The 12,136-nt window shown below is 71.6% G+C and carries 9 protein-coding genes; 8 read left to right on the forward strand and 1 reads right to left on the reverse strand.

Going from position 1 to position 12,136, the window contains the following annotated elements:
* The coding region (locus EYA84_RS16050) for a TRAP transporter fused permease subunit (protein ID WP_131053889.1) at positions 1-1,669 on the reverse strand (1,669 nt) is incomplete at its 3' end.
* 825 nt (positions 1,670-2,494) lie between these two features.
* Between EYA84_RS16050 and EYA84_RS16055 the strand changes: the two genes are divergently transcribed.
* From EYA84_RS16055 to EYA84_RS16090, 8 genes are all read left to right on the forward strand, one after another.
* Positions 2,495-3,541 (forward strand): YihY/virulence factor BrkB family protein, encoded by a 1,047-nt coding sequence (locus EYA84_RS16055; RefSeq protein ID WP_131053883.1) that lies wholly within the window; start codon positions 2,495-2,497, stop codon positions 3,539-3,541.
* A gap of 346 nt (positions 3,542-3,887) precedes the next feature.
* Complete coding sequence (locus tag EYA84_RS16060) at positions 3,888-5,066, forward strand: ROK family protein (protein ID WP_131053884.1); 1,179 nt, start codon at positions 3,888-3,890, stop codon at positions 5,064-5,066.
* Between the two features lie 65 nt (positions 5,067-5,131).
* Entirely contained in the window at positions 5,132-6,643 is a 1,512-nt protein-coding gene (locus tag EYA84_RS16065; protein ID WP_176095977.1) for a sugar ABC transporter ATP-binding protein, read from the forward strand.
* A gap of 76 nt (positions 6,644-6,719) precedes the next feature.
* Positions 6,720-7,841, forward strand: coding sequence for an ABC transporter permease (locus tag EYA84_RS16070; RefSeq protein WP_131053885.1), 1,122 nt, complete (start codon positions 6,720-6,722; stop codon positions 7,839-7,841).
* Between the two features lie 104 nt (positions 7,842-7,945).
* Positions 7,946-9,001, forward strand: coding sequence for a substrate-binding domain-containing protein (locus EYA84_RS16075; protein ID WP_131053886.1), 1,056 nt, complete (start codon positions 7,946-7,948; stop codon positions 8,999-9,001).
* A gap of 54 nt (positions 9,002-9,055) precedes the next feature.
* Positions 9,056-10,228 carry a Gfo/Idh/MocA family protein gene (locus EYA84_RS16080; RefSeq protein ID WP_387262748.1) on the forward strand — a complete coding sequence of 391 codons (1,173 nt, stop codon included), beginning with the start codon at positions 9,056-9,058 and terminating at the stop codon, positions 10,226-10,228.
* 469 nt (positions 10,229-10,697) lie between these two features.
* Positions 10,698-11,858, forward strand: coding sequence for an inositol-3-phosphate synthase (locus EYA84_RS16085; protein WP_131053888.1), 1,161 nt, complete (start codon positions 10,698-10,700; stop codon positions 11,856-11,858).
* Positions 11,842-12,136 (forward strand): UbiA family prenyltransferase (locus tag EYA84_RS16090; protein WP_162520279.1); only part of this gene is annotated, 295 nt, incomplete at its 3' end. The genes EYA84_RS16085 and EYA84_RS16090, both read left to right, overlap by 17 nt.

Consider the following 12,136-nt stretch of genomic DNA (forward strand, 5'->3'; position numbering starts at 1 on the left):
CGACCGCGGCGAGCGCGGTCGGCGGCGACACCTCGGACAGCACCGCGAAGTAGAAGACGAACATCGCCGCGGCGGGGGCGCTGACGCCGAGGTCGAGCAGGGCCGGACCGATGATCACCCAGCCGATCACGAAGGACGCGGTGACCGGGATGGCCAGGCCGAGCAGGCTCAGCGCGACGGCGGCGAGCAGCGCGGTGAGCGCCAGCACCACGGCCGGGTTCGAGCTGACCATGCCGGCGGCGTCGATCAGCAGCGCCGCGGCCTGTGGCCCGAGCCCGGTCTTCGTGGTGGTGGCGGTGATGATCCCGGCCGCCGCGCAGACCACCGTGACGGCGAGGACCCCGCGTGCGCCGCCGGAGAACGCGTCGAGCAGCCGGGGCGGGGTGAGCCGGTGCCTGCGGTCCAGGTAGGACAGCACGATCGCCAGCAGGGTGGCCAGCACCACCGCGCGGGTGGCCGAGACGCCGACGGCGAGCAGGCCGACGATCGCGAACAGTGAGGCGAAGTGATAGCCGGAGCGGGCCAGCAGCCGCCAGGCGGAGGTGGCCGGCATGGCTGCCGCGCGTACCCCGGAGCGGCGCGCGTCGATCTCCACCGAGAGCACGATGCCGAGGTAGTAGAGCACGGTCGGCACCATCGCCCAGCCGAGCACCTGGAGGTAGGAGACGCCCAGGTACTCGGCGATGATGAACGCCGCCGCGCCGAGCGTGGGCGGGGAGAGGATGGCTCCGACACCGGCCGCCGCGAGCATGCCGCCGGCCCGTTCCGCCGGGTAGCCGGCGCGGCGCAGGATCGGCCAGGTGACCGCACCGATGCTGACGGTGGTGGCGGCGCCCGAGCCGGAGACGGTGCCGAGCAGGAAGCCGGAGGCGACCGCGGTACGACCGGCGGCGGTGCGGGACCGGCGGAACGCGGCGGCGGAGAGGTCGACGAAGAACCGGCCGGCGCCGGAGCGGTCCAGCACCGCACCGTAGATGGTGAACAGCACGATGTAGGTGGCGGCCACGTCCAACGGGGTGCCGTAGAACCCGCTGTCGGAGTTGTAGAAGGCGTCCACGATCTGCCCGAAGTCGAGCCCGGCGTGGGCCACCGCCCAGGTCTGCGGCAGCAGTCCGCCGTAGTAGCCGTAGCCGAGGAAGACCAGGCACACCACGGGCAGGATCCAGCCGGTGGTGCGTCGGCACGCCTCCAGCAGCAGGAGCAGCAGGACGGTGCCCATCGCCACGTCGGTGCCGACGAGCAGGCCCTGCCGGTCGAGGAAGGCGTCGTAGCCGCCGCCACCGCCGGCCAGCGCGACCGGCAGCACCGGGTAGAGACAGGCGGCGAGCGCGGCGACTGCCAGTGCCCAGTCGACCCCGCTCGGCCCGGTGCGTGGCGGGCGGGCCTGCGCCGGGGGCGTGGCACGTCCGTCGGTGTTCGCGTCACGGTCGCGGCGCAGCCGGGGCAGCCGCAGGTCGGCCGGGTACGCGAGGAAGACCAGTGGGAGTACGCCGGCCAGGAAGAAGATCAGGTAGTACTTGCTGCCCTGGGCCAGTGGCCGGAACACCTGCCAGAGGGCGAGCAGCGCGACGGCCAGGGTCGCGGCGGTCAGCAGGACGGCGACCGGCCCGGTGAGCGTACGGCCGGGCTTCTCGTCCTCGAACTGGGCGGCCAGTTCCCGCGCGTCCACCTCCGGCGGCGCGTCGGTGTCCCCGGCACCGGTGGGTCGGTCACCGGGTGGCGTGTTCGGGCCGGTGGCGGGCTCGGGGCCGGGTCGTTGCCGGGGGATGGTGGCCGGAACGGTCCCGACGGCGCGCGGATCGGCCTCGGGGTCGGCCTCCGCCACGCGGGCACGGGCGCGATTGCCCTCGGGTCCGGAATCATCGGTGAATCGGATAGCCGACACGAGGGGGGACGATACGCGAATTGACACATCGATGGGAACATTGTCGATCGTCGTTTCCCTGAGTGACTTTCATTTTGTTTCAGTCACTCCCCGCTGCGCTTGTTTCAGAATCAGTTTCGCGACCGGCGCGGGACGTGCGCGTTAGTCTGCCGGATGCGCGACGCGAGCACGCGTAACTGCGTCCGTTTTTCACCTTCTGGGGCATTGGGCTGTCACATGTCGGCGTCGAAATGCCAGCGAATCCATTACTCTCCGTATAGATGCTGACGGAGGGTGGCGGCGTCGATCGGGTGGGTCGTCCGGGCCGGGGCGGTGGTTCGGCGGCTACCGGTGCGGGTGCCCGACCTGATCCGGTCGGCGCGTCACGGTTGACAGCGGATCCCCGACGAGTCGCGCTCTGCGCCGGTGCACGCGCCATTCCCGATCGCCTTTCCGCCATGGCCCGGGCCGGACGCGCGGCACCGGTGGCGCGACGGTGCGGTCGGCGGCACGACGGTGTGGTCGGCGGCACGCCGTGTCCGCGGTCCACGCGGAGGGCCGGCGGGTGGTTACCCGAGCGCACTGGCGGGGCATGTCTCGGGCGAGAACATCGAGGTGAGGGGAGGGGCGATGGCCTCCGAGAAGTCTTCCCGTCCAGACCGGGCCGACGCGGTGCGGCAGCCCGCCGACGATCCCCGCAGCGGTGCGGAGCGCCTGCCGGCCGACCGGGACACCCCCGACGGGCCGACCCGGCTGTCCCGCGACGAGTGGGTGGCGGCGGCGCGGCGGACCGTCCGGGAGTTCAGCTCCGACGGCCTGACCGACTGGGCCGCCGCCCTCACCTACTACGGTGTGCTCTCCATCTTCCCCGGCCTGCTGGTGCTGGTCTCGCTGCTCGGTCTGCTCGGCCCGAGCGCCACCCAGGGCGTGCGCGACACCGTCGGCCAGGCGGTGCCGGAGCAGAACATCCGCCAGATCATCGACGCGGCCATCGACCAGGCGCAGCAGAACGGCGGTCTCGCCGGCCTCGCCGCCGTGATCGGTCTGCTGGCCGCCTTCTGGTCGGCCTCCGGCTACGTCGCCGCCTTCATGCGCGCCTCCAACATCATCTACGACGTGCCGGAGGGACGCCCGATCTGGAAGACCCTGCCGATCCGGGTGGGCGTGACCGCCGTGATCGGGGTGCTGCTGCTGGCCAGTGCGGTGATCGTGGTGTTCACCGGCCGGTTCGCCGAGCAGGTGGGTGACGCGATCGGGGTCGGCAGTACGGCGGTGACGGTCTGGGACCTCGCCAAGTGGCCGGTGCTGCTGATCCTGGTCAGCCTGATGTTCGCCATCCTCTACTGGGCTTCGCCGAACGCCCGGCAGGGCGGCTTCCGCTGGGTCAGCCCGGGCGGGGTCCTCGCGGTGGTGATGTGGCTGCTGGTCTCCGGCGTCTTCGCGCTCTACGTGGCCAACTTCGGCTCGTACAACAAGACCTACGGTGCGCTCGCCGGTGTGATCATCTTCTTGGTCTGGCTCTGGCTGAGCAACGTCGCGATCCTCTTCGGCGCCGAGTTCGACGCCGAGCTGGCGCGCGGCCGGGCCATCGCGGGTGGCCTGCGTCCGGTCGACCGGGAGCCGTACGTCGAACTGCGCGACGACCGCAAGCTGCGGCAGGAGGACGAGACGGATTGAGTTCGGCTTCCTAGCTGGATCAGAGACACCCTGGGTCCGACCGCCGGTCATCGGCGCTCGGACCCAGGCTCGTTCTGCCCGGTCGGATGCGCGTCGTCAGGCTCCGGCCGGTTCGGCCACCTCCCGCCCTCGGGCGGCATCGGCAGGCCGGCGGCCACCATCTGCCACGGCGCGGACCGGATGAGCAACCCTTTCCTTGATCCACTCGAAGCTTTTGTCTGCTCGGACAAAAGTTGGTGGAATGTCGGCCGAAGATCTGGACAGGCAGCTCGGAAGGCGCTTACTGTGTCGGACACAACACATCGGCGTTGCGTCGATGTGAATCGCATCGATGAAAGGGGTCCCGATGCGGACCGTCGAACCCCTGCACGTGCGCCTGTTGCGGTTGCTCCGCGACCAGGGGGCCGTCTCCCGGGCGGAGCTGGCGGACCGCCTGGAGATCCCCCGTCCCCGGCTGCTGGCCGAGCTGGAACGACTGGTGAGCCATGGCTACGTCGCCGAGGCCGGCATGGCCGCCTCCCGGGGCGGCCGACGCTCCACGCTCGTCGAACTGAGCCCGGACCTGCGGTTCGCGGCCGTCGACCTCGGAGCCAGCTCCATCGACGTCGAAGTCGTCAACGGCCGCCTGGAGCCCGTGGCGGCGTACGCGGAGACGGCCGACATCCGCTCGGGTCCCAAGGTGACCCTGCACCGCGTGAACGAACTGCTCGCCAAGGCCCGTGTGGACGGCGTCTACGACCGGCTGAACGCGGTCGGCATCGGGGTGCCCGGTCCGGTCAGCTTCCGCGACGGAGTGCCGGTGTCCCCGCCGATCATGCCGGGATGGGACCGCTTTCCGGTCCGTGAGCTGCTCACCCGCGAGCACGGCTGCCCGGCGGTGGTCGACAACGACGTGAACATCATGGCGATCGGCGAACGGCACGGCGGGGTGGCGCACTCGGTCGACGACTTCCTCTTCGTCAAGATCGGCACCGGGATCGGGTGCGGGATCTACCTGAGTGGCGAGGTCTACCGGGGCACCGACGGCTGCGCCGGGGACATCGGCCACATCCAGGTCGACGGGCACGGGCCGGTCTGCTCGTGCGGCAACGCCGGCTGCCTGGAGGCGCTGTTCAGCGGCGCCGCGCTGGCCAAGGAGGCCACTGCCGCAGCGCGTACCGGTGCCTCACCCGCGCTGGCCGAACGCCTGCGCGTGCAGGGGTCGGTCACCGCCCAGGACGTCGCCGCCGGTGCCGTCGAGGGCGACGTGGCCTGCATCCAGCTCATCCGCGAGGGCGGCCGACGCCTCGGCAGCGTCCTCGCCGGACTGGTCAGCTTCACCAACCCGTCGATGATCGTCATCGGCGGTGGACTCGCCCAACTCGGGCACGTCCTACTCGCCGAGATCCGCAGCGTCGTCTACCGGCGTTCCCTGCCGCTGGCCACCGGCAACCTGCCGGTCGTGCTCTCCGAACTGGGACCCCGCGCCGGTGTCGCCGGAGCCGCGGTGCTCGCCAGCGACCTGGCTTTCCTGGAGGCAGCGTGAACACCGACGGCGACGTGAGCGACGCGCCACTGGTCGAAGCTCCGGACGACACCGTGGCCGGCGAGGTGGTCCTGCGTCTGACCGACGTGGTCAAGACCTTCCCGGGCGTACGCGCGCTGGACGGCGTGCAGTTGGAGGTCCGGGCCGGCGAGGTGCACTGCCTGCTCGGGCAGAACGGCGCCGGCAAGTCGACCCTGATCAAGGTGCTCGCCGGAGTGCATCGACCGGACTCGGGGCTGGTCGAATGGCGCGGCGAGCCGGTCACCTTCGCCAACCCGCAGGCTGCCATGCGAGCCGGGATCGCCACCATCTATCAGGAACTCGACCTGGTCGACGACCTGTCGGTGGCGGAGAACGCCTTCCTCGGGCACGAGCCGCGTCGCATCGGCTTCGTCCGCCGGGGGCAGATGGCCCGGCGTACCCGGCAGATCCTCGGTCGGCTCGGGCACGCGGAGATCCCGCCGGGCCGGGTGGTGCGAGCGCTGCCGGCAGCCGGCAAGCAGGTGGTCAGCATGGCCCGCGCGCTCTCCCACGAAGCCCGGCTGATCATCATGGACGAACCGAGTGCGGTGCTCGCCCACGACGAGGTGGAGAACCTCTTCCGGATCATCCGCGAGCTGACCGCGCAGGGGATCGCGGTCATCTACATCTCGCACCGGCTGGAGGAGATCCGCGAGATCGGTGACCGGGTGACGGTCCTCAAGGACGGCCGGACCACGGCCTCGAACCTGGCGGCCCGGGACACCCCGACGCGTGACCTGGTCTCCCGGATGACCGGCCGGACCATCGAGTACGTCTTCCCGGATCGCCCCGACAGCACCGGTGTCGGCGACGAACTGCTCCAGGTCGACGGGTTGACCCGGGCCGGGGAGTTCGCCGACGTCTCGCTCTCGGTCCGGGCCGGGGAGATCGTCGGCATCGCCGGGCTGGTCGGTTCCGGCCGGTCCGAGCTGCTGGAGACGATCTACGGCGCCCGGCGGGCCGAGTCCGGCTCGGTGCGGATGTCCGGTCGGGCCCTGCGGTCGGGCAGCGTCGGCGCGGCGGTCCGGGCCGGCATGGGCATGGCCCCGGAGGAACGCAAGAGCCAGGCCCTGCTGCTCGGCGAGCCGATCTACCGCAACGTCACGCTGGCGACCTTCAGCAGGTACGCCCGACTCGGGTTCACCGACGTCGGGAAGGAACGCGCCGAGGCGGACCGGATCGCGGAGAAGCTGGAGATGCGCCCGCGCGACGTACGCCGGGCGGTGCGCACGCTCTCCGGCGGCAACCAGCAGAAGGTGGTGGTCGGGCGCTGGCTGCTCGGCGACACCAGACTGCTGCTGCTCGACGAACCGACCCGGGGCGTGGACGTGGGCGCCCGCGCCGAGCTGTACCAGGTGATCCGGCAACTCGCCGCCGAGGGTGTCGGGGTGCTGCTGGTCTCCAGCGAGGTGCCCGAGGTGCTCGGTCTGGCCGATCGGGTGCTGGTCATGCGGGAGGGCCGGGTCGTGCGTACCGCCCCGGCGGGCGAACTCGACGAGAACACCGTGCTCGACCTCGTGATGGCGGGGTCTCTGATGGAAGGCGCACCGGCATGAGCGAGCGTCAGCGAGCGAATCATCGATACAGCGTGAAGGTGCCTCATGGCGGCGCGGAGCGAAGCGGAGCGCCGGCATGAGCGAGCGAGGGCCCTCGACGACACAGTTGCCGGCACAGTCGCCGCCGGTGGACCCGAGCGGGACCGGGGTGACCACGCACGGGGCGGCCGACGCCCCGACGCGCGGCGGCCGGCTCTCCTTCTGGAACGGCGAGGGCGGTGAGGGCGCCAAGCGGAACCTGGCTCTGATCGGGGTGCTGCTGGTGCTCTTCGTGATCGGCGCGGCCACCCGCTCCGACCTGTACTCCAACCCGGACTGGGTCTGGGCCAACATGCTCAGCATCCTCAAGCTCGCCTCGGTGGTCGGCGTGGTCACCGTCGGGATGACCTTCGTGATCATCGGTGGCGGCATCGATCTCTCCGTCGGCGCGATCGTCGCGCTGGCCGGGGTCTGGTGCACCACGGTCGCCACGCAGAGCTTCGGCGCCGCCGGCATGATCTTCACCGCGATCGTGGTCGGGGTGGCGGTCGGCCTGGTCAACGGGACGCTCATCGCGTACGGGCGGCTGGTGCCGTTCATCGCCACGCTGGCCATGCTGGTGGCGGCCCGGGGACTGGCCGCCGAGATCTCCGACAAGCAGACGCAGATCTCGCAGAACGGCGTCATCAACGGGATCGCCAGCAACGACCTGCTCGGTATCCCGCTGCTGGTCTACATTCTGGCCGCCGTGGTCGCCGCCGGGTGGGTGCTGCTCAACCGCACCACCTTCGGCCGGCGTACGGTCGCCGTCGGCGGCAACCCGGAGGCGGCCCGGCTGGCCGGCATCAACGTCCGGCTGCACACCCTGCTGCTCTACGCGCTCTCCGGCCTCTGCTGCGGCATTGCCGCGATCATGCTCACCGCCCAGGCCACCTCGGCCCAGGCGGCGATGGCCAACCTCTACGAGCTGGACGCGATCGCCGCCGTGATCATCGGTGGCACGCTGCTCAGCGGCGGGCGGGGCACCATCATCGGTTCCCTGCTCGGTGTGATCATCTTCGCCACCATCACCAACCTCTTCGCGATCAACGGACTCTCCACCGAGGCACAGAACATGGTCAAGGGCGGCATCATCGTCGCCGCCGTCCTGATCCAGCAGGTGCAGTTCGGCACCCTCACCCAGTTCCTCCGCCGCAACAACCGGGTCACCACCAACTAACCCTCTTCGCACCCTCCGCACCAGACCGGACCACCCGAGCAGACGACGGTGGTCGGGTCGCGCACACCCAATTTTCCTCCACCACATGACATCAGGAGGTCGTCATGACCCAGCACAGTCGCGACATGTCGCGGCGCCGGATGCTCTTCGGCGGGGCGGCCGTCGGTGCCGGCGTACTGCTCTCCGCCTGCACCAGCAACGAGCAGGGCACGCCCACCGAGGCACAGACCAAGGCGGCCGAAGGCGGCGGCAACGCCGAACCGGGCGAGCGGGTCACGATCGGGTTCTCCGCACCGGCCGCCGACCACGGCTGGATCGCCGCGATCACCAACAACGCCCGGGCGCAGGCCGGCGCGTACTCCGACGTGGAGTTCAAGACGGTCGAGGCGGGTGCGGACGCGGCGGCCCAGCGGGCGGCGCTGTCCACCCTGGTCTCGCAGAAGCCGGACGTGATCGTGCTGCTGCCGCACGACGGCAAGGAGCTGAACTCGTTCGGCCTGGAGGCGATGGCGGCCGGCATCCCGGTGGTCAACCTGGACCGGGCCTTCCCGGACGCGAAGGCGTACCGGTTGCAGATCAAGGGTGACAACTACGGCATGGGCGTGGCGGCGGCCACCTTCATCATCGAACAGCTCAAGGCCAAGGGCGTGAGCAACCCGGTGATCGCCGAGATCGCCGGCATCGACTCGCTGGAGCTGACCCAGGAGCGGTCGAAGGGCTTCGCGGACACGCTGGCCCAGGGCGGCCTGCGGGTGGCCAACCGGCGGGCCGCGGAGTTCACCGTCGACTCCGGTCAGCGCGAGGCGAGCCAGTTGCTCCAGGCCCTGCCGAAGATCGACGCGATCTGGAACCACGACGACGACCAGGGCATCGGCGTGCTGGCCGCGATCAGCCAGGCCAACCGCAACGAGTTCTTCATGGTCGGCGGCGCCGGGTCGAAGAAGGCGATGGAGGACATCCAGGCCGACAACACGGTGCTGAAGGCCACGGTGACCTACAGCCCGTCGATGGCCTCGTCGGCCATCTCGCTGGCCCGGCTGATCGGCCAGAACCGGGGCATGTCGGACCTGGTCGAGCTTCAGGTGCCCAAGGAGATCGTCCTCGCCTCCGAGACGATCACGAAGGAGAACGCGAGCGACTACCTCAAGCTCGGGTTCTGACACCACGGGGGGAGACCCACCTTGTCCACGACTGACAACCAACTGCGGGTCGGCATGGTCGGCTACGCGTTCATGGGCGCCGCGCACTCGCAGGCATGGCGGACCGTGAATCGAGTGTTCGACCTGCCGGCGCGGGCCCGGATGGTGGCCGTCTGCGGGCGTGATCCGGGAAAGGTGGCCGACGCCGCCGACCGGCTCGGCTGGGAGGAGCACACCACGGACTGGCGGGAACTGGTGACCCGCCCGGACATCGACGTGGTCGACATCTGCACACCGGGTGACAGCCACGCCGAGATCGCCCTCGCGGCGCTGGCCGCCGGCAAGCACGTGCTGTGCGAGAAGCCGCTGGCCAACACCGTCGCCGAGGCACGGGAGATGGCCGCTGCGGCAGCCACCGCCCGAGCCGGCGGGGCCCGCTCGATGTGCGGGTTCAACTACCGGCGCGTACCCGCGGTGGCGCTGATGCGTCAGCTGGTCGCCGACGGGCGGCTGGGGGTGATCCGGCACGTCCGGGCCAGCTACCTGCAGGACTGGATCGTGGACCCGCAGTTCCCGCTGGTCTGGCGGTTGCAGAAGGACCAGGCGGGCTCCGGCGCGCTGGGTGACATCGGTGCGCACATCATCGACCTGACCCAGCACGTCACCGGCCAGCGGATCGCCGGGGTCAGCGCGGTCACCGAGACGTTCGTCAAGGAGCGGCCGTTGCCGACCGGTTCGAGCGGGCTGGCGGCGCAGGCCGACGGTGCCGCCGCCACCGGACCGGTGACCGTCGACGACGCCGCGATCTTCGTGGCCCGACTCGACGGCGGCGCGCTGGCCACGTACGAGGCGACCCGGTTCGCCACCGGCCGCAAGAACGCCCTCCGGGTGGAGATCAACGGGTCGCTCGGCTCGGTGGTCTTCGACCTGGAGCGCCTCAACGAGCTGGAGTTCTACGACGCCACGCGCCCCACGGCCGAGCAGGGCTTCAGCCGGATCCTGGTGACCGAGAGCGAGCACCCGTACCTGTCGGCCTGGTGGCCGCCGGGCCACATCATCGGGTACGAGCACTCCTTCACCCACCAGATGCGTGACTTCATCGAGGCGGTGGCGACCGGCGTCGACCCGTCGCCCTCGTTCGTCGAGGCGTTGCAGGTGCAACTGGTGTTGGACGCGGTGGTCCGCTCGGCCGATCTGGGGTCCGCCTGGACCGAGGTGGAGCCGACGTTGGCGACGGTCGCCGCCTGAACCGCCTCCGGTACCGACCGGCGAGGGCCGGCCGCGGTTGCGCCCCGCGGCCGGAACGGGGTCGGTACCGGAGGTCGTGTCACCGGCCACCCGGCCCGGTGACACCCGTTATGCGGTGCCTCCGGTGCGGCCGGACCGGGATTCCCCGGCCGCACCGGAGCACCGCCACCGGCGGCAACGTCGCCGCCGGTCAGGAGATCCCGCCGGGTACGCACCACCCGATCTTCCCCGCCTCTGGGCGGACCTGTTCGCCATGAGTCCTCCGGCCCGGTCACCGACGCCGGTGGCCGACCGGTTGCGGGGGAGGCAGGGGCGCGACGCCGACCGCCCCTGCCTGCTAGCCCCGTCCGTCCGCACCGCCCGAATGCCGGCCGGCGTCGTCGCCGCCGACCTCGACGCCAGCCGGTGAGCTTCATCGGGCGGCGCGGCGGACGGGGCGCATCCGCCCGAAGTGATCCGAAGGAGCGCTATGCGTACGGGTGTCTGGCTGGTGGGGGCGCGCGGCTCGGTCGCGACCACCAGCATCGTCGGGGCGCTCGCCCTGCGGGCCGGTCTGACCGGGCCCACCGGGTGCGTCACCGAGCTGCCCGAGCTGCGCGGACCGGCCCTGCCGACCTTCGCCGAGCTGGTGTTCGGCGGGCACGACGTGGTCACCACACCGCTCGCCAAGCGCGCCGAGGCGCTCGCCACCGCCGGGGTGCTGCCGGCCCGCCTGGTCGCCGCGTTGACCGAGGAACTGGCCACCGTGGAACGCGATCTGCGGCCCGCGCCGATCGGCGGCAGTCAGGCCGACCGGGCCGCCGCGACCGTCCGCGACCTCGTCGACTTCCGCGAGTGGCACGGGCTGGACCGGGTGGTGGTGGTCAACGTCGCGGCCACCGAGCCGACGCCCCGACCCCACCCCGGCCACACCGACCCGGAGGCGCTGAGTGCCGCTCTCGCCGGCCCCGACGAGGTGCTGCCCCCCAGCTCCCTGTACGCGTACGCGGCGGTGACGGCCGGCTGCCCGTACGTCGACTTCACCCCGTCGACCGGGCTCCGGCTGCCGGCGTTGACCACGCTCGCCGACACGCACCGGGTGCCGTACGCCGGACACGACGGCAAGACCGGGGAGACGCTGCTCAAGTCGGTGCTCGCCCCGATGTTCGCGATGCGCCACCTCACCGTACGGTCCTGGTCCGGGCTCAACCTGCTCGGCGGCGGCGACGGCGCGACCCTCTCCGACCCGGCCGCCAACGCCGCCAAGGTCCGCAGCAAGCAGCGGGTACTCGGCGAGACGCTCGGCTACCTGCCGCAGGGCGACACCCGCATCGAGTACGTCGAGGAACTGGGCGACTTCAAGACCGCCTGGGACCTGATCACCTTCGCCGGCTTCCTGGGCACCGGCATGCGCCTGGAGTTCACCTGGCAGGGCTGCGACTCGGCGCTGGCCGCCCCGCTCGTGCTCGACCTGGCCCGGCTCACCGCCGCCGCACACGCCGCCGGGGTCACCGGGCCGCTGACCGATCTCGCCTTCTTCTTCAAGGACCCGCTCGGCACCGCCACCCACTCGCTCGGCGACCAGTGGACCCGACTCGCCGCGTTCACCCGTCGTCTGCACGCCGGAGGTCACGATGCCGCGCGTGGCTGACCTCGCCGAGCTGGTCCGGGCACCGGCCGCGCTCTCGGTGCCCGGGGACGTGGTGGCCGGTGCCGCGGCGGCCGGTGCGCTCGGCCCGCGTACGCCCGTGCTGGCCACCGCGTCGGTGCTGCTCTACTGGGCCGGGATGGCCGCCAACGACTGGGCGGACCGGCGGCTGGACGCGGTCGAGCGCCCCGAGCGGCCGATCCCCAGCGGCCGGGTCCACCCCGGTCTCGCGGTCGGTCTGGCCGCCGGGCTGACCGTGGCCGGTGTCGGGCTCGCCGCGC

Origin of the sequence: Verrucosispora sp. SN26_14.1 (assembly GCF_004307965.1) — a bacterium.
In the GTDB taxonomy this organism is placed as follows: Bacteria; Actinomycetota; Actinomycetes; order Mycobacteriales; family Micromonosporaceae; genus Micromonospora.